Consider the following 19607-nt stretch of genomic DNA (forward strand, 5'->3'; position numbering starts at 1 on the left):
GAATTGAAATTTAATATTGATAAAAAAGATATACTATGAAAATATCAGGGGCAGAAGCCGTTATAAGATGTTTATTAGCAGAAGGAGTAGATTTAATTTATGGTTACCCGGGTGGAGCTATAATGCCGGTTTACGACGAATTATATAAATTTCAGGATCAGTTACATCATGTGTTAGTACGTCACGAACAAGGTGCGACACATGCAGCTCAGGGTTATGCAAGAGCTACAGGAAAAGTAGGCGTTGCAATTGCAACTTCAGGACCGGGAGCTACCAATTTGGTAACCGGTATTGCAGATGCGCAGATTGACTCCACACCAATGGTTTGTATCACAGGGCAGGTGGGTAGACATTTATTAGGGTCTGATGCATTTCAGGAAACGGATATTATCGGAATTTCGACTCCCGTAACCAAATGGAATTTTCAGGTAACTGAAGCTTCCCAGATTCCGGAAATTATTGCTAAAGCTTTTTATATCGCTCGTTCCGGTCGTCCGGGGCCGGTTTTAGTAGATATTACTAAAAATGCGCAATTTGATGAATTTGAATTTAGTTATGAAAAATGTACGGCAATCAGAAGTTATGTTCCGGTTCCGAAACTAAAACAAGACAAAGTTGCAGAAGCTGCAGCAATAATAAATGCTGCAAAAAAACCACTTATTGTTTTTGGACAGGGAATTATTCTGGGCAAGGCAGAAGCAGAGTTTAAAGCATTTGTAGAAAAAACAGGAATTCCGGCAGCGTGGACTATTTTAGGACTCTCTGCGCTTCCTACAGATCATCCTCTTAATGTTGGAATGCTTGGAATGCATGGAAATTATGCCCCAAACATTAAAACCAACGAATGTGATGTGTTGATTGCTATGGGAATGCGTTTTGATGACCGTGTGACAGGAAACTTAAATACGTACGCCAAACAGGCTAAAGTAATTCATTTTGAAATTGACCCTGCTGAAGTTGATAAAAACGTAAAAACAGAAGTAGCCGTATTAGGAGATGTAAAAGAATCTTTAACAGCACTTTTACCTTTATTAGAGCAAAATTCACACGATTCGTGGCACAATGAATTCAAGGAATTACATAAAATAGAATTTGATACGGTAATAAAAGACGAATTAAATCCGAATAGCGAGAAAGGAATTTCTATGGGAGAAGCTGTAGAAATGATCAATAAACATTCTAACGGAGATGCTATTATTGTTAGTGATGTTGGTCAGCACCAGATGTTTGCGTGTCGTTATGCTAAATTTAATTCATCAAAAAGTAATATTACTTCGGGAGGTTTAGGAACAATGGGATTTGCGCTTCCGGCAGCAATCGGAGCGAAGATGGGAAAACCGGAACGCGAAGTGGTGGCGATTATTGGAGACGGAGGTTTCCAGATGACTATTCAGGAATTGGGAACCATTTTTCAGACAAAGGTTCCTGTAAAAATTGTGGTGTTAAACAATGAATTTCTTGGGATGGTACGTCAGTGGCAGGAATTGTTTTTTGATAACAGATATGCTTCGACAAGAATGATAAATCCAAATTTTGTTGCTATTGCAGAAGGCTATCATATTAAGTCTAAAAAAGTTACAGAACGCAAAGATCTAGATGAAGCAGTAGCCGAAATGCTTGCTTCAAAAGATTCTTATTTCTTAGAAATTATGATCGAAAAAGAAAATAATGTTTTCCCAATGATTCCAACGGGAGCATGTGTTTCTGAAATCAGATTAAGTTAAAAATGAAGTTTCAAGTTTCAATCCCGATAGCTATCGGGACTGAAACAAAATAAACTTTAAACAAAAATTAAATGGAAAATAAAACATTTACCATATCGGTATATTCAGAAAATAATGTGGGTTTACTAAACAGAATATCGGGTATATTCTTAAAGCGTCACATTAATATATTAAGTTTAAACGTTTCAGAATCAGAAATAGAGAATGTTTCACGATTTATCATTGTAGTAAATACGACGGAAAAATGGGTACAGAATATTGTCGGTCAGATCGAAAAGCAAATTGAAGTCATAAAAGCATTTTATCATACAGACGAAGAAACGATTTACCTGGAAAATGCCCTTTTTAAAATTGCTTCTCATTTATTATTTGATGAGAAACAAATTCAGAACATCATTAAGGAGAGTCAGTCTACAATTGTTACCGTTTCTCGTGATTTTTTTGTGATATCCAAATCAGGAAGACGCTCTGAAATTGAAGAATTATACGGAAAATTCAAACCATACGGAATTATGCAGTTTGTTCGTTCCGGAAGGATTTCAGTATCTAAAGAAAAAATGGAAATTTCAACATTGTTAGAAACATTCAAATAATACAATTTAATTATATATAATCATTATCAAATTTCATTAAATATTAAAACAAAAATGGCAAATTATTTCAATACACTACCACTTAGATTACAATTAGAACAATTAGGCGTTTGCGAATTTATGGATCAGTCAGAATTTGCAGACGGAATTGCAGCCTTAGCAGGAAAAAAGGTTGTAATTGTAGGCTGTGGGGCACAAGGTTTGAATCAAGGATTAAATATGAGAGATTCTGGCTTGGACATTTCTTATGCATTACGTGCAGATGCGATAGCTGAAAAAAGAGCTTCATATAAAAATGCTACTGAAAACGGTTTTACTGTGGGTACTTATGAAGAATTGATTCCGACTGCAGATTTAGTTTGTAACCTTACGCCAGACAAACAACATACTGCCGTAGTTACTGCAATTATGCCATTAATGAAAAAAGATGCTACTCTGGCTTATTCTCACGGGTTCAACATCGTAGAAGAAGGAATGCAGATTCGTGAAGACTTAACGGTTATTATGTGTGCTCCTAAATGTCCAGGTTCTGAGGTTCGTGAAGAATATAAAAGAGGATTCGGAGTGCCAACTCTTATTGCAGTGCACCCTGAAAATGATCCAAACGGATTAGGTTTAGATCAGGCAAAAGCGTATGCGGTTGCAACTGGAGGTCACAGAGCAGGAGTTTTAAGATCATCTTTCGTTGCAGAAGTAAAATCAGATTTAATGGGAGAGCAGACAATTCTTTGCGGATTGCTTCAAACAGGATCTATTTTATGTTTTGATAAAATGGTTGAAAAAGGAATTGATGCTGCTTATGCTTCAAAATTAATTCAGTTTGGATGGGAAACTATTACTGAAGCTTTGAAACACGGTGGTATTACAAATATGATGGATCGTTTAAATAATCCGTCGAAAATTGAAGCTTACGAACTGGCTGAAGAACTGAAAGATATTATGCGTCCATTATTCCAAAAACACCAGGACGATATTATTTCCGGAGAATTCTCCAGAACAATGATGGCTGACTGGGCAAATGACGATGTTAATTTGTTAAAATGGAGAGCTGCAACGGGAGAAACTAACTTCGAAAAAACAGCACCACAAGATGCGCCGATCTCAGAACAGGAATACTTTGACAACGGAGTATTGATGATTGCCATGGTAAAAGCAGGTGTTGAATTAGCTTTTGAAACTATGACAGAAGCCGGTATCATTGAAGAATCTGCTTACTATGAGTCATTACACGAATTACCTTTGATTGCCAATACAATTGCAAGAAAAAAATTATTCGAAATGAACCGTGTAATTTCTGATACTGCAGAATACGGCTGTTACTTATTTGATCATGCTTGTAAGCCATTATTGACTGAGTTCATGAAAAAAGTAGAAACTAATATTATCGGTAAACCATTTTCAACTTCAAACGGAGTAGACAATGCGGTACTTATTGCTGTAAATAAAGAAATTCGCCAGCATCCTATTGAAGAAGTAGGAGCATGGTTGAGAGAATCTATGACAGCAATGAAAAAAATCGGATAATTAAAAATAATGGGAAGTCCTGCGAGATTCGATTTTGCGGGATTTGCACTGTATCAATGATTTGTAATATTTTGAATTAGTAAGCACTTATTAAGAAAACAGATATAGATGCATATTGCATTCACTTAACTTCTGAGAAAGTAAGTTAAGTGAAGCTGATCCCTGATAATTGGGGTATATTTTTTAAATATACTTGTTGAAATTTCTGTTGTAATTAATAATGATGCTGCTATTTTCAAAATAGCAAAAAATTGATGCAGAGCATTGACAGAATTAATTGTTATTGAAATTTGTTAAATTAAAAAAGGCGTAATATCTCACTATTATGCCTTTTTTGCCTTTTAAAAATTGTCTTAAAAATTAAATTATTAAAGCAAATGCAAATAATTGTCATTTATATTTAAATAAATGCTTTTATTTGACAAAATTTATGAATTAAATTGTTTTAAGAATACAGTCAGATTTAATACATTTATAAAAAAATTCAACATAAGGATGAGCTATTACAAAATTGAAAATTTAGAACAATATTTCAAGCATTACAATAAGTCAATAAGAGAGCCAAGAAAATTTTGGGGAAAAATAGCTGAAGAAAATTTTACCTGGTACCAGCAATGGGACAAAGTCGTTGATTTTAATATGGCCGATGCCGAAGTAAAGTGGTTTACAGAAGCAAAAGTCAACATTACAAAAAACTGTATTGATAGACACTTAAGCAAAAGAGGAGAAAAAACGGCGATTATTTTTGAACCCAATGATCCTTCTGAAAGCGCTTTACATATATCGTATAATGAGTTGTATGAACGAGTTTCTAAAATGTCTAACGTTTTACGCGAACAAGGTGTTAAAAAAGGAGACAGAGTTTGTATTTACCTTCCCATGATTCCGGAATTGGCAGTAGCCGTGTTGGCCTGCGCGAGAATTGGAGCAATCCATTCTGTTATTTTTGCAGGATTTTCTGCTTCTGCGGTTTCTGCGCGAATTAACGACTGTGACTGTAAAATGGTCATTACTTCTGATGGAGGTTACAGAGGAAACAAAACAATTGATTTAAAAGGAATTGTAGACGAAGCTTTGGAAAGCTGTCCTTCTGTTGCAAAAGTTTTAGTTGCTAAAAGAACTAATACAGATGTAAAGATGAAAGAGGGTCGTGATGTTTGGTTACAGCCATTATTAGACGCTGCCCTGGATAACAGTGTTGCTGAAATTATGGATGCCGAAGATCCTTTATTTATTCTATATACTTCAGGATCAACAGGAAAACCAAAAGGAATGGTTCATACTACTGCCGGTTACATGGTATATACTGCCTATACTTTTAAAAACGTTTTTAGTTACGAAGAAAATGATATTTTCTGGTGTACAGCAGATATTGGCTGGATTACCGGACATTCCTATATATTATACGGACCATTATTAAACGGTGCCACAACAGTAATATTTGAAGGAGTTCCTTCTTATCCTGATTTCAGCCGTTTTTGGGATATTATAGAAAAACATAAAATTACTCAGTTTTATACGGCGCCAACGGCAATACGTTCGTTAGCAAAAGAAAGTTTAGATTACATTCAAAAATATCCTCTTAAATCACTTAAAGTTATTGGATCTGTTGGAGAACCAATTAACGAAGAAGCATGGCACTGGTTTAATGACCACGTTGGAGATAAGAGATGTCCGGTTGTAGATACCTGGTGGCAGACAGAAACAGGAGGAATTTTAATTTCACCAATTGCATTTGTAACACCAACAAAACCAACTTATGCAACGTTGCCATTACCTGGAATTCAGCCAGTTTTAATGGATGAAAAAAGAAATGAAATTGAAGGTAATCAGGTAGTTGGAAGTTTATGTATTAAGTTTCCTTGGCCGGGAATAGCCAGAACTATCTGGGGTAACCATGAACGATATAAAGAAACGTATTTCTCTGCTTTTCCAGGAAAATATTTCACTGGCGACGGTGCATTGAGAGATGAAGTAGGATATTACAGAATTACAGGTAGAGTAGACGATGTTGTAATTGTCTCAGGACATAATCTGGGAACTGCTCCAATAGAAGATGCGATTAACGAACATCCTGCTGTGGCTGAATCGGCCATTGTTGGTTTCCCACACGATATAAAAGGAAATGCTTTATATGGTTACGTAATTCTGAAAGAAACCGGTGAAGTTAGAAATAGAGAAAATTTATCTAAAGAAATTAACCAGTATATTGCCGATCACATTGGGCCAATTGCTAAATTAGATAAAATACAATTTGTTTCTGGTTTGCCAAAAACACGTTCGGGAAAAATTATGCGTAGGATTTTACGTAAAATAGCGGAAGGAGATTTTTCTAATTTTGGAGATACATCAACGTTATTAAATCCGGAAGTTGTAGAAGAAATTTCTAAAGAAAGAATTTCTTAAGAAAATTGTCTCAGGTTTAAAATTTAGATCTCAAGTTGTCACGCTAAGCGAAGTCGAAGCACCGTCTTATTTGAAAGTTTAAATTTAAGTATAAAAAAATGCCTCTTAATTTTAAGAGGCATTTTGCTTTTAAAGTATACTAAGCTAATTCGAAGGAAAGTAAGGAATTTAAATATTAAGATTTAATTCTCTATTTAATTCCCAATCTGGATTTTAATTTTAAAAATAAAAGTCCGATTCGGTAAGCATCTTCAGAAGAAGAATTTCGATCACTTTTCGGAATTTTATAAATGGCACATAAATCGTCAAGCGAAAATTGTTTGTCGTTTATGTCGGTTAGTTTTCTGTACATTACATCCACATCTAGAGCTTCGTTTTTTAAACGACCACAATCTAAGCGTTCGAGCGCGGCATTTAACATTTCGATGTCAAAATTAATATGATGTCCCACTAAAATGGCATTTCCGATGAAATCAACAAAATCTTTAAGCGCATCTGGCTCAGGCATTTTTATCATTTTACTTTCAATAATAAATTCATTTGAAAGTCCGTTATCCTGTAAATATTTATACTGGAGCAAAACAGTTTCGAAACTTTCTTTAATAACAATGCTATTGTCAATTACCGAAAAAGCACCAAGTGATAATATAACATCTTTATCCGGATTCAAACCAGAAGTTTCTGTAGATAAAACAACAAACTTATTAGGTCTTGTTTCGAATTTAGTCAAATAGTTTTTCCAGAATTCCGGATAGTCTTTGTTGATATTTTTTAACCAGTCTAGCATATTATGAGAATTGTGTCAATTGAAATTTACTCTTAATCAGTTCCTCCAGATCTTTCATTGGGGCTAAAGCATTTTTTAATTTCTCTTTGTCCGTTTTTGACATTTCTCGTAAATTAATATATTGACCAGAGTCGTCATTTTTTAATCCTTCAACGGTTCTAAATTTAGAAAGTGTTAAAAAAGCTTCTGCACAGCTTAAATAAATTTCTGCATTTTTAGAATCTGTGATTGCTAATTGTTTGAATCTCAAATATGTGTTTTGAATTCCTTTGATATTTGCATTTAAAATCAATAAACGTGCGCTATCAATTAATGGCATTAAGGCGCGTGTTTTAATATCGAATTTTTCTTTATGCGGACCATCTTCTTCGGTTATAAACTTCTTGAAGAAACTTAACGGCGAATTTCTTTTTAAGGCATCATTTCCCAAAAAATCAAAAAATAAAGTATTATTTACCGCATTTTTAAAAATTACATTTTCGATGGTTTCTTCAATTTTTGGTTCTCCAAAAACAATTTCATAATCAAAGAAAATGCTGCTTAAGTCATTGCTGTTTTCGCCAGGTGTATTCATCCAGCTGTTATACTGTTTTGTCCAGTCGCTCAATGATTTGCACCATAGCATATTGCTTCCCATGTGACCATTTGGACAATATTCGTACCCCACTTTTTCTAAAATAGAAGTAGTTCTTTTGGCAAGTCTTAAGAAATAATCTTTTACTTCCCTGTATTTTTCGGGAGTAACATCTTCAAATATTAATATACTATCCTGATCTGTAAGTAATAATTGTTCCTTACGTCCCTGACTTCCAATACTTAACCATGCAAATCGTGCAGGAGGGGAGCCCAGGTCTAAAATCGATAATTCGACAGCGCGTTTGATAATAGCGAGGTTGATTTCACTCGCAATATTACTAACATGAGAAATCGGAATATTTTTTTGAATCGAGTTCTGAATCAAATCTGATAAACGGTCACGAATCTGTTTTAAATCTTTAGGGAGCTGAGAACGTTTAATTTCTTTAATTAAAACACCAGGGTTACTGGCTTGAGCTACAATAAGATCGTGCTCGGAAATAATTCCTTTTACTACAGATTTACTGGTGCCGTCTTTTGTTACACATAAATGAGTTACATTGTGTTTAAGCATTAGCAATTGTGCCTCTGCTAAAGAAACATTTTCTAGAACGGTAACAACCGGAGATGACATAATTTTATCAATAGTTTCGGTAATAGGATAGCGGCCTGTAGCAATCTTTGACGATAAATCGGCATTGGTAACAATTCCAATCGGATGATTTTTTTCACAGATAACGATATTATCAACCATAGAATCTGTCATCAAAATTGCGACATCTTTGATTACAGAATTGGACTGAGTTGTTAAAGGTGAATAGTTATAGTTTAGCGACTGAATATATTGCATTTCTGATTGCTGATCCAGGAAATCGGTATCAGAAATCAGTTTGCCATTAGAACTTACGCTGTCTTTTGTGTGACGTGAATTCACCGCAAAGCTTTCCAGTAAAAAGTTTAAAACATCGGAGTTATTGGCTACAAACGGTCTGAAAACCGCAATTGGAATAGCATAAATAATACTTTCTTCACGTGCTTTAGCAGTCATCATGTAGTTGTTTTTGGCAAAAAACGGACGTAAGCCAAAAATATCTCCCTCATGACATTTATTTATAATTGTTTCTTCGGCATCTGCAATCGTAGTAAGATTAATAACTCCGGAAGCTACGACATAAAAACTATCGTGCAGAGGATCATTATTTTGAAATAATACCGCATGCTTTTCTAAATTTATAACACGAATATTAGTAGCGATATCGGATAATTCCTGAAAAGTTAAATTATCGAATGGCTTGTATTCTTTTAAAAAATCTGCAATATGCTCAGCAACTGTATTCATAAGTTTTGATAGTTTATTTTTAAAGTATCGAATGTAAAAATAATAAAATAATGTCGTACAATGAAAGCATCCGGCTTAGAATCTGAATATTTTAAGGAAATGTTAAATAATACTGAAATTAAGACTTTAAAAAGATTTTAATCAGTCAAAATTTAATTATTGAGAATTGTTTTTTCACTAAAAATACAGAAGTTTAAATTTTTATAAATAACTTGTTGTTTAATGAATTTATGCGATCTGAATTTTTGGAAAAGTCTTAAGTTGCTATAAAAGAAAATTCTAATATTGTTATGCGATAGGGAGAAACAAAATGAGATAAAGATTCATGTAGAATAATAAATCAAATGGGTATACCGCAGTTCTTAAAATACTCTATTTTACATAATATAAATTATAGTTCAAATATATAATACCCAGTTATTGATCAACTCAGTATAATTTACTCAAAACCATTTCCTTTGGTACGAGATCATCACCACCTCGTTTTTCAAATTGTAAAAGTCCTTCTTCTGTATTTAAAACTGCACTGGAAGAAATTCCGTTTTTATCTTTTAATTTTATATAAGCTTTATCCCCAAGTCTGTCAACATAGCCGGTAACTTCTAAAACACCTGAATTTAATTCTTTGTGATCGCTGGTAACTTCAGCAGTTCCAAAAATTTTATAATACGACTGAGCAATTGTAATAGTAAAAATATATTCTTTTTTACAGTCCTTACATTTTTCATTTGCCCATGTTCCGGAATATCTATTGTGCTGTGTGTATACTTTTAAGGAAATTAAAAATGCCAGAATCAGGAATTTTTTCATGTAATTATATATTAAAATTTGGGTAAATATAAAACAAAAAAAAGCACCACAAATTGTGATGCTTTTTTAAAATTTTAAAATAAATTATAATTTTTTCAAATAAACAGATTTTCCGTTTAAAGATACTTCAATCTGATTTGTTTTTTCATTAAAAGTGGTTCTTAGAGCGTTACCGTTAAAAATGGTTACATCACCATAAACATGACCTGTTTCATCTGATGTGTAATCAAAAAGCAGCTTTTTATTGCCTGGTTCAATTCCTAATTTATAGCTGGAAAATTTTGAAGTTTTTAAATTAAACTCTTGTTGTGTGTCAATGATTTTTCCGTCTGCATAAAAATTGGTAACCGATTTATTTAACGTAATATCGGGATAGAATTTATTCACTTTCTCAAGTAATGCGTATTGATCCATACTGGCATCCTCGATTTTAGTTGTAATTGACTGGGCAAATGTAATTGTTGTGCAGAATACTGCCACTAATAAAAGGTACTTTTTCATATTTTTGTTAATTTAATGATTAATAAGTAGTTACGTTGATTAATTTAGGTAATTACTTTATTTATTGTTATAGCTTCACTGAAGTTATACTACAAGGTAAGAAATCTTTACCTTTGCAAAAAATTTAAAGCCGTTTTTTAAGATAATGACAACAAAAAAATATTTTACGCTGATTCTCATTTTAGGTTCCCTGACCGCACTGGGGCCTTTTTCTATTGATATGTACCTGCCAGGATTTTCCGGAATTGCTAAAGATCTGAATACAACAGTTGCAAAAGTTTCTATGAGCTTATCCAGTTATTTTATTGGAATTTCTGCAGGGCAATTACTGTACGGACCTTTATTAGATCGATTCGGACGTAAAAAGCCTTTATTTGTCGGACTTTTGGTTTATATTTTAGCTTCTTTAGGTTGTATTTATGTATCAGATATCGATGCTTTTATATTGCTTAGATTTATTCAGGCTATCGGAAGCTGTGCAGCAACCGTTGCTTCTGTCGCTATGGTACGTGATTTATTTCCTGTAAAGGATATTCCAAAAGTTTTTTCTCTTTTGATGCTGGTTGTTGGTCTTTCGCCAATGCTGGCGCCCACAATTGGCGGTTATGTTACAGAAGATTTAGGCTGGCACGCAGTATTCTTTATCCTGATGTGTATGGGAATTGCCATTTTAGCTGCTTCACAAATCGGATTGCCGAATACTTATAAACCCGATACTTCTATCTCATTAAAACCAAAACCTATTATTACAAACTTTTTATCTGTTTTAAAAGAACCTCAGTTTTATACTTACGCGTTTACGGGTGCAATAGCATTTTCAGGATTATTTTCTTATGTAGCGGCCTCTCCTATTGTTTTTATGGACATTTATAAAGTTGATGCTAAAACATATGGATGGATATTTGCCTTAATGTCGGTCAGTTTTATTGGTTCAAGTCAGTTGAATTCAATGCTATTAAAGAAATTTTCGAGTGAACAGATGATTTTTGGAGCTTTAATTTCACAGTCCGTTATTAGCATTGTATTTTTAATTTTAGCTTTGAATAACCTTTTAGGTTTGTACCAGACAATCGGAATGTTATTTTTATTTCTGGCTTGTTTGGGGATCTCAAATCCAAATACTGCCGGCTTAACGCTTGCTCCTTTTGCTAAAAATACCGGAAGCGCATCGGCATTAATGGGCGCCATTCAGCTTGGTTTGGGTGCTTTGGCTTCTTTTGCGATTGGCGTTTTTGTTAAGGATTCTGTGGCACCAATGGTTGCCATTATGACAACTACTACGATCGTAGCTTTTATAATTTTAAACATCGGAAAACGATTTATAAAAAATAAAGTCGAATTATCAGACAGCGATGATGTTATGATAGGACATTAAAATGAAAATATTTATTGCAATTAAAAAAAGCCAAAATCACATTAGATTTTGGCTTTTCTGTTTTTATATAAATTCATATTTTATTTTCGATCTCAAAATGAATATTTTAGACATTTTTATTGATTTTGTCCGGTCTGATAATCATTCTTAGTGATTGATCACTGGCAAAGTAAGCAACCATCCAGTTCCAAAAAGTATTCAGTCTGTTTCGGTATGTAATTAATGAAATCAAGTGAATAAACAGCCAGATAATCCAGGCGAAGAATCCTTTGAAATGCCATTTTGGATTGGGTAAATCTACAACAGCTTTAGCTCTTCCTATAATTGCCATAGATCCTTTGTCTTTGTAAGCAAAAGGTTTAAGCGGCTTATTGGCAACCATTGCTTTGAAGTTCTTCGCAAGATTTAATCCCTGCTGAATAGCAACCTGGGCAACCTGAGGATGTCCATCAGGAAAATTTTTGTCTCCTGCTAAAATTGCAGTATCGCCAATTGCATAAATATTATCTACGGCATCAACTTTATTGTAAACATCAGTAGCCATTCTTCGGCCGCGGCCGTAACTTTCTTTAGGCATTCCTTCGAAAATTTTTGCAGAAACTCCTGCCGCCCAAATAAGGTTTTTAGTTTTGATGGTTTCTCCGTTTTCAAAATGAACCGTGTCATCAATATAATCTACAACACGTGTGTGCAATTTTACAACAACACCCAATTTGGTCAGGGCTTCTAAAGTATCTTCCTGCGATTGTTTACTCATAGGTGCCAGAAGTGCATCGCCTCCGTCTACCAGATAAACATTGCTTGCAGAAGTATCCAGTTCCGGATATTCTTTTAAAAGGATAGTTTTTCTCATTTCTGCAAACATACCGGAAACTTCAACACCTGTTGGTCCGCCGCCGGCAACAACAATGGTTAAAAGTTTTCTTCGCTTGCGCATATCTTTACAAATTGCAGCTTTTTCCAGATTTTTAAGTAATGCATTACGCATTTCGATGGCATCGTTTAATGTCTTCATCGGAATGGCATTTTTCATTACGTTTTCCATACCAAAATAACTGGTCTCTGCTCCTGTAGCAAAAACAAGATAATCATAATCCAGATCGCCGTTATTTAAAGTGATTTTCTTTTCAGCGGGCGAAACAGATATTAATTCGCCTAAGCGAAATTGTAGATTTTTTTTACCGGCAAAAAATTTTCTAAATGGATAACTAATGCTCGAAGGCTCCAAAAATGCAGTTGCAACCTGATATATAAGTGGTGGGAAAAAGTTATAATTATTCTTGTCTACAAGTGTTACCTGTATTTGAGGATGATCTACAAGTTCTTTCGCTAGATTGATTCCTGCAAATCCTCCTCCAATAATGACTATTTTCATATATGTTGTATTAAGTAGGATTATAAAATAATTCCTTATAAATATACAAATTTAATATGCAATGACAAAAGTCATATTTATTACTTTTTGAATTTTTTAACAGGTTTTTCAACTACATCGATTTTGTTCTGCAAAATATAATTTGCCATTAATTTCTCGATTAGCTCTTCTTTAGTTAAGTGATGAAAGACTGTTTTTACCCTTGTTTTTAAATCTGAAGAAAGTTCGTGATTGGGTTTAGTTTTAAAGATTTGTTTCGCCCATAAAAGCATATTATTTTCTTCAAGACTTGCTGCTGAAGGTTTTTTAAATTCAGAAAATTTAATTCCTAACTCTCTTTCAAAATCAGCAATTTCAGAAACTTCTTCTTGTTGTAAAACGGTTAGCGAAAGTCCTTTAGCCCCTGCCCTCGCCGTTCTTCCGCTTCGGTGAACATAGTTTTCATAGGTGTCGGGCAAATGATAATTGATAACATATGAAATTTCTTTAACGTCTATTCCTCTTGCAGCCAGGTCTGTTGCAACCAGAATATTGATATGACCTTCTCGAAATTGCTCCATGATCCTGTCGCGAATTCCTTGGGATAAACTACCGTGCAATGCTCCTGAAGAAAATTTATTGATTGCCAGATTCTTTGCTAATTTATTGACAGCCGCTTTAGTTTTACAAAAAATAATGCCTCGCTCACCCTCTCTGGAGTTTAAAAAATGCATTAAAACTTCCAATTTTTCAATTGGATCTACTACAATATACTCGTGATCAATTTCTTCATTTCCAACAGTTTCCATGTTAGCACTGATTTGAACAACGTTTTTATTTAAATAATTCTGAACCAGTTGTTTTATAGCTCCGGGTAAAGTGGCAGAGAACAATAAAGTTCGTCGTTTTTTGGGCAGTTCGGCTACGATTTCGTCCAGACCTTCTTTTAGAATCGCAATCATTTCGTCTGCTTCATCCAAAACTAAATATTGGGTTTGTTTTAGATCAACCGCTTTTCGTTGAATTAAATCAATCAGACGGCCCGGCGTTGCTACAACAATTTGAGCGCCTTCTTTCAGTCTTTCAATTTGTGGCTTAATTGGAGTTCCGCCACATACTGAGGCAATAGATATACCATCAATATATTTTGAGAAATCTTCTAAATTTCTGGAAATCTGTTGTCCAAGTTCTCTTGTTGGAACCAAAATTACAGCCTGAACGGTTGGCGACTGCGTATCAATCAACTGCAGTAAAGGCAGTCCAAAAGCAGCTGTTTTTCCTGTTCCGGTTTTTGCCAGACCTACAATATCATTGCTTTCAGCTAAAAAAAGCGGAATGGCTTTTTGCTGAATTTCTGTTGGAACACTAATATTAAGGTCGTTTAAAGCTTTTGCTATTGGCGCTTTGATTCCTAATTCCGAAAATGCTTTAGACATATTTTTATATTTTAGATTTCTGCTTTCAGAGTTTAGATTGCTCTTAATCAGAATGTTTATTTATTGGTTTAAAAACTGAAAATCTTTGTCAAAGGTCTAAACTTTGACAAAGATCACATATTAATTTATATTTTCAGCATCACAAATTGAAACCTGAAATTTTAAACTTGAAACAAATTTTATCAATCCGGTTCATTCATGATTTTTTCACGGTATTTTTTACCAATCATCAGCGTTAGCTTTTGCTTATAATCGTCTACAAGCCATTCGCGGTAATTTTTACTACACTGGCTCAGACATTTAGAATAACGTTTGATTCGGTCTTCAATATCATCGTCCAATTCTTTAGCCAGCATTTTTGCTTCCTGTAGAGTTTCTGTATTATCAACACACATAGATGAATGCTGCTCCAGAGATTTATCTAAAACTACTTTAGAACGCAAATTTTGTTTAATAATCAATTTGTGTTCTTCATCAACATCAAAAGTTACATCTGCAGTTTTACTAAATTTGGCTCTTAATTCGGGCGGCATACTGTATTTGAAATACAATTCAATTTCATGATCGTCACGCAGGTTCTCCAGGTAAAATTCAGGAGATTTAAAAATGTGCTGCCAGTTTACAGGATCACTCCATAAACCAAAACGCGCTGCATTATTTCCTAGATCGATAACAGTAAAATCATCTTTACCAGGTAATTTACGAGATCCGCGGCCAATCATCTGGAAATATAAAGTCAGTGATTTTGTCGCTCTGTTCAAAATAATAGTTTCTACGGTCGGTTCATCAAATCCGGTAGTCAAAATTCCGACAGAAGTCAAAATAGCATCCGGTGTCTTCTTAAACCAATGTAAAATATCTTTACGTTCTTCAGAACTGCTGGTATTATCAAGGTGTCGGATGTCGTAACCTGCTTCTCTAAAAGTTTCATATACATATAATGATGTATGAATACCATTATTGAAGATCAGTGTTTTCTTTCCTAACGAACGTTCGGTATATGCGTGCAGAAGTTTTTCCTGCATTAAGGTATTGGTATACAGATCATCAGATGACTTCACGGTATAATCACCATTAATACCCACTTTTAACGAAGTCAGACCAACATCATAACTGTAAGTCGTAGCCCTGGCCAAAAATCCTTTGTCAATCAATGAGCCAATGGTATCTCCCACAATAAGTTCGTTGTAACTTTGGTGCATTGGTAATTTTATATTCGAACTCAATGGCGTGGCAGTTACTCCCAGAATAAAAGCATTTTTAAATGAGTTTAATAATTTTCTGAAGGAGTTGTAATGTGCCTCATCAATAATAACCAGACCAATATTATCCAGATGAAGTTTTTCATCATTAATACGGTTTTTTAAAGTTTCAACCATTGCCACAAAACAAGAAAAGTCGTTTTGGTCAGGAAGTTCTTTAACCTTACTATTGATTATTTTATTGGTTACACCAAAACCGGTCAACATCTTTGAAGTTTGTTTACAAAGTTCGATACGGTGCGTTAAAACAACCACTTTTTTATCGTTATGAGATAGATAGCGGCGAACTATTTCAGAAAATATTACTGTTTTTCCACCTCCTGTAGGAAGTTGATACAATAAGTGGTGTTGTGGAGGAGCATTATCCAGACGATCAAAAATGGCATCAATATCGCCTTTTTGATATGCATACAGTTCTTTTTTCTCTTCTCTTTGTATTTCTAAAGTGTTTTGAGACATCGTTTATTTTTGGATTTTTGCAAAAATACGTCGAAAAAACAGTTTATCATCTTAATTTAACCTAAAATAAATGTTTTTTTTAAATAAAGATTTTTTATGAGAAGAGCATTTAATAGTCGGTTTTTTCCAAAATAGCTTCAAAATCGTATTTATTTTTCCATTTTTGCTGTAAAGTCTGCTGTTGAACTTCATGAATTCTTAATTTATATTCATTAAAAATTCCGTTCGAAATCGTAAAATTAACTACTTGCTCAAATGAATTTAAAATACTTTTGTAAAATAATTCCTGTTTTATAAAATTTTGAGAAGAAAACGTTTGCGCAATTTCGATATTATATAGCATTAAATCTGCAATAATAAAGGAATCGACTCCGAGCATTAAAAAATGCTTGATTAATTTTTGGGCAACCGATCTTCGCATCTTCGCTCGTGGACGCCATTTTGCTCCCGGTTTTTTAACAGGGAAATATTCGTGCGAAATTTTCACCTTTGCGTCCTGCAGCAATTTGTCTTCTTTCGGATTAAAAACAAAATCATAATATGTTTTTACCGGAGCAAATTTCTCATAAAGTTCAATAAGCTGCTCCTCTAACTGATCTTTAGTTAATTCTCCCAAATATTTTTTTAAATCTCTTTTGCTCATATAATAAAGATAGTTTTCAAATTTAAAAAATCCAAATTTTACACTTTCACAATGTTGAAAAACATAATTTATTTTCGGTTTTTAAATTCTAAAATCAAACCATATTGCCTAATTTTGCTAGTATAAATTTAAAAAATACGTACATGCTTAGGATTTTCAAAGTTACTGCAATTCTGGAAGGAATCTCTTATTTGGTTTTATTTGCTAATATGCTGATAATCAAAAATAACAATCCCGAACTTTATCATACATTACTTCGTCCGTTGGGAATGGCGCATGGTATTTTATTTATAGGATACATTATTTTGGCTATTTTATTGAAAAAATCAATGAATTGGGATTTAAAAACTTTCGGAATCATCCTTATTGCTTCTCTTATTCCATTTGGGACATTTTATGTAGAGAAGAAATATCTTGAAAATGCCTAAGCTTTTGGATAAAATATTTAATTTTTTATATCCCCTGTTTAGAGATTGGGGCATGAGTCGCAACGTAGCTTCTTATGTCAGTTTAATCTTAAATATCATTATTTTAATAGCGCTGGCTTACGTTATTTATTATGTGGCCAGGTTTATTCTGGTTACTTTGACAGCCATATTTGCACAGAAAACCAAAACAAAATTCGATGATTATTTAATTCAGAACAAAACCACAAGATATACCGCTTATTTAATTCCGTTTTTCTTTATTTATAAAGCGGTTCCCGTTATTTTAGACAAATACGAATATTGGGAACTTATGTTCGGAAAGATCGTGGGAATTTATATTGTCCTGCTCGGCTTGTGGATTGTGAGAACAGTTTTTAATTCGTTACGCGATTATTTAAAACAAAAACCGGAATACAGCGACAAGCCCATCGACAGTTTCGTTCAGGTTATCATGATCGTACTTTGGATTTTGGGTGTTGCACTTATTATTTCGACTTTATTCGGAATAAAAAAAGGCGAATTATTAGCTATTTTAGGAACACTTTCGGCAATTATCATCTTGATTTTCAGAGATACAATTCTTGGTTTTGTGTCAAGTGTTCAGGTTGCTATAAATGATATGGTTCGAATTGGCGACTGGATCACAATGGATAAATTTGGCGCCGACGGAGATGTTATCGAAATCAATCTGACCACCGTAAAAGTTCGAAATTTTGATAATACCATCACCACAATTCCAACTTATGCATTAAGTTCCGATTCTTTTCAGAACTGGCGCGGTATGCAAAAATCTGACGGGAGACGTATTAAAAGACATATTCTAATTAAAAGCAGCACGATTCGGTTTTTAAATGATAATGATTTAAATCAATTGAAAAAAGTCCAGTTGATTACCAGTTATATTGACAGCAGACAAGCTGAAATTGACAAATACAATGACTTGCGTGGTATTGATAAATCGCTTTCGCTGAATGGCCGAAACATGACCAATCTGGGATTGTTTAGAAAATATATCATTCAATATCTGCAGGATCATCCGGGTCTGAATAAAGAGATGCATATTATGTGCAGGCAATTACAGTCAACTGCACATGGAGTTCCGTTGGAAATCTATGTTTTTTCAAGTGATAAACGATGGGCTAATTACGAATATATAATGGCCGATATTTTCGATCATGTAATGGCTTCCGTAAGATATTTTGATCTGGAAATATTTGAGTTACCTTCTCAGATTGTGCATTTTGATTGATTTACTTTGAGATTTACCGCAAAATTTTACTGTGAGATTTTACCGCAAAGTTCGCAAAGTTTTTTTGCTTTTCTTTGAATATAATAACCGCAAAGTTCGCAAAGCTTTCTTTATAAAGCTTTGCGAACTTTTTTGCTCTTTTTAAATAAAATAGGAAAAAAAATCTTTGCGAACTTTGCGGTAAAATTTCAAAGTCCAGTATTCTATTCCGAAATTTCTTCAAAAACAAAATCAGGATTTTTATAACTTAATGTTCCAGGAAAAAAGCAAGGCAAATTCATATAGGTGCCAATTACTCCTTTTCCCTGAATGAGATTATTGTCTTTTTTTAGAAAAGCCAACGGAACTCTTTTCCAATTTCCTCCGTTTGAAATATAATGATAATCACCACGTAAAGTGTCGCCTATAATATTTCCACGCACATCTCCGGAATCTTTTCCAATTTTGTTGTACAATATTTCATAGCGCCCAAAAAAACGTTTTTCACTTATTTTTAAAGCTAAAATAGCGGTGTCTTTTCCGTTTACAGCCTGATAATAAACGTCACCATAATTATTTTCTTTTGAAGTACAGGAAGAGATCAAAAGTAAAATCGACAGAATAGAAATTAAAGATGCTTTCACAGAAATTATTTTTTTAACTATTATCGGTTTATAATTATTTTAGATTTAAAACAAAAATAGACTTTTCGTATTTTATTTTTCCCTAAATTTAAATAAAAACCACATGGAAGCAAGAGACACTTTTTTAAGAGAATTCAGGGGCGAAACTTTAGGAACCGTAAGTGCTCAGTCTTCAGCAGAAGAAATCTTTCAAAACCAAACGATTAGGCCAATTCTGAAACTGCAGAACGATTTATTTATAGCCGTTTTTACCAATTACATCAATAAAAACAAAAGAGATTTTTATAATTATTCAGCCGACAAGAAACTTCAGACCATAGAAAATTCAATTCAAAAAGATATAAAATTCAGAAATTCGTTAAAAGGTATTATAATGGCACTTTTTACAATTGATGAGTATGATACTTACATTCAGAATTCATCTAATTTAAACAAACGTATGATGAACATGGTTATTGAAAGACTGAAGTCTCAGGTTCAGCTTTTTGAAGTGGATGTTAAATAAAGTATAAGCTAAT

General features: G+C 33.6%; 17 protein-coding genes. 8 read left to right on the forward strand and 9 right to left on the reverse strand.

The features are described from left to right. Positions 1–35 precede the first annotated feature (35 nt). The 4 genes from ilvB (at position 36) to acs (ending at position 6247) form a co-directional block, all read left to right on the forward strand. Positions 36–1724 carry a biosynthetic-type acetolactate synthase large subunit gene (gene ilvB, locus ABEB31_RS20095; RefSeq protein WP_347053451.1) on the forward strand — a complete coding sequence of 563 codons (1689 nt, stop codon included), beginning with the start codon at positions 36–38 and terminating at the stop codon, positions 1722–1724. Between the two features lie 71 nt (positions 1725–1795). Further along, a complete protein-coding gene (gene ilvN, locus ABEB31_RS20100) occupies positions 1796–2317 on the forward strand; it encodes an acetolactate synthase small subunit (protein ID WP_347053452.1) in 522 nt (173 codons plus the stop codon). 54 nt (positions 2318–2371) lie between these two features. Then, positions 2372–3841, forward strand: a complete 1470-nt coding sequence (gene ilvC, locus ABEB31_RS20105; protein ID WP_347053453.1) for a ketol-acid reductoisomerase — start codon at positions 2372–2374, stop codon at positions 3839–3841. A 495-nt stretch (positions 3842–4336) separates the two neighbouring features. Continuing rightward, positions 4337–6247, forward strand: coding sequence for an acetate--CoA ligase (gene acs, locus ABEB31_RS20110; RefSeq protein WP_347053454.1), 1911 nt, complete (start codon positions 4337–4339; stop codon positions 6245–6247). A gap of 190 nt (positions 6248–6437) precedes the next feature. Here the strand turns inward: acs and ABEB31_RS20115 are convergent, their stop codons facing one another. The 4 genes from ABEB31_RS20115 to ABEB31_RS20130 all read right to left on the reverse strand — a co-directional run bounded on the left by ABEB31_RS20115 (position 6438) and on the right by ABEB31_RS20130 (position 10260). Next, positions 6438–7034 (reverse strand): 3'-5' exonuclease, encoded by a 597-nt coding sequence (locus tag ABEB31_RS20115; protein ID WP_347053455.1) that lies wholly within the window; start codon positions 7032–7034, stop codon positions 6438–6440. A 1-nt stretch (position 7035) separates the two neighbouring features. Further along, a complete protein-coding gene (locus ABEB31_RS20120; RefSeq protein WP_347053456.1) occupies positions 7036–8949 on the reverse strand; it encodes a DUF294 nucleotidyltransferase-like domain-containing protein in 1914 nt (637 codons plus the stop codon). Positions 8950–9378: 429 nt separating this feature from the next. Further along, entirely contained in the window at positions 9379–9759 is a 381-nt protein-coding gene (locus tag ABEB31_RS20125) for a hypothetical protein (protein ID WP_347053457.1), read from the reverse strand. Between the two features lie 84 nt (positions 9760–9843). Beyond that, the gene (locus tag ABEB31_RS20130; protein WP_347053458.1) at positions 9844–10260 is read right to left on the reverse strand and encodes a hypothetical protein; all 417 of its coding nucleotides are present in this window, start codon (positions 10258–10260) and stop codon (positions 9844–9846) included. Positions 10261–10405: 145 nt separating this feature from the next. Between ABEB31_RS20130 and ABEB31_RS20135 the strand changes: the two genes are divergently transcribed. Next, complete coding sequence (locus tag ABEB31_RS20135) at positions 10406–11635, forward strand: multidrug effflux MFS transporter (RefSeq protein ID WP_347053459.1); 1230 nt, start codon at positions 10406–10408, stop codon at positions 11633–11635. Positions 11636–11741: 106 nt separating this feature from the next. Here ABEB31_RS20135 and ABEB31_RS20140 read toward each other — a convergent pair whose 3' ends face one another. The 4 genes from ABEB31_RS20140 to ABEB31_RS20155 all read right to left on the reverse strand — a co-directional run bounded on the left by ABEB31_RS20140 (position 11742) and on the right by ABEB31_RS20155 (position 16789). Beyond that, positions 11742–13010, reverse strand: coding sequence for an NAD(P)/FAD-dependent oxidoreductase (locus ABEB31_RS20140; protein ID WP_347053460.1), 1269 nt, complete (start codon positions 13008–13010; stop codon positions 11742–11744). Positions 13011–13090: 80 nt separating this feature from the next. Then, positions 13091–14425: a DEAD/DEAH box helicase gene (locus tag ABEB31_RS20145; protein ID WP_347053461.1), complete on the reverse strand. Its 1335-nt coding sequence runs from the start codon at positions 14423–14425 to the stop codon at positions 13091–13093. A 182-nt stretch (positions 14426–14607) separates the two neighbouring features. After that, positions 14608–16146: a DEAD/DEAH box helicase gene (locus ABEB31_RS20150; RefSeq protein ID WP_347053462.1), complete on the reverse strand. Its 1539-nt coding sequence runs from the start codon at positions 16144–16146 to the stop codon at positions 14608–14610. A gap of 109 nt (positions 16147–16255) precedes the next feature. Next, entirely contained in the window at positions 16256–16789 is a 534-nt protein-coding gene (locus ABEB31_RS20155; protein WP_347053463.1) for a DUF6155 family protein, read from the reverse strand. Positions 16790–16932: 143 nt separating this feature from the next. On the opposite strand from ABEB31_RS20155, the gene ABEB31_RS20160 reads away from it, so the two are divergent. Further along, complete coding sequence (locus tag ABEB31_RS20160; RefSeq protein ID WP_347053464.1) at positions 16933–17217, forward strand: DUF3817 domain-containing protein; 285 nt, start codon at positions 16933–16935, stop codon at positions 17215–17217. After that, entirely contained in the window at positions 17210–18466 is a 1257-nt protein-coding gene (locus ABEB31_RS20165) for a mechanosensitive ion channel family protein (RefSeq protein ID WP_347053465.1), read from the forward strand. The genes ABEB31_RS20160 and ABEB31_RS20165 overlap by 8 nt, the downstream gene beginning before the upstream one ends. Positions 18467–18669: 203 nt before the next feature. Here the strand turns inward: ABEB31_RS20165 and ABEB31_RS20170 are convergent, their stop codons facing one another. Continuing rightward, on the reverse strand, positions 18670–19089 hold the full coding sequence (locus tag ABEB31_RS20170; protein WP_347053466.1) for a hypothetical protein: 420 nt from the start codon (positions 19087–19089) through the stop codon (positions 18670–18672). Positions 19090–19192: 103 nt separating this feature from the next. Between ABEB31_RS20170 and ABEB31_RS20175 the strand changes: the two genes are divergently transcribed. After that, a complete protein-coding gene (locus ABEB31_RS20175) occupies positions 19193–19594 on the forward strand; it encodes a glyoxalase (protein WP_347053467.1) in 402 nt (133 codons plus the stop codon). Positions 19595–19607: the final 13 nt, after the last annotated feature.

This window comes from Flavobacterium olei, from assembly GCF_039749035.1.
GTDB classification, from domain to species: Bacteria; Bacteroidota; Bacteroidia; order Flavobacteriales; family Flavobacteriaceae; genus Flavobacterium; species Flavobacterium olei.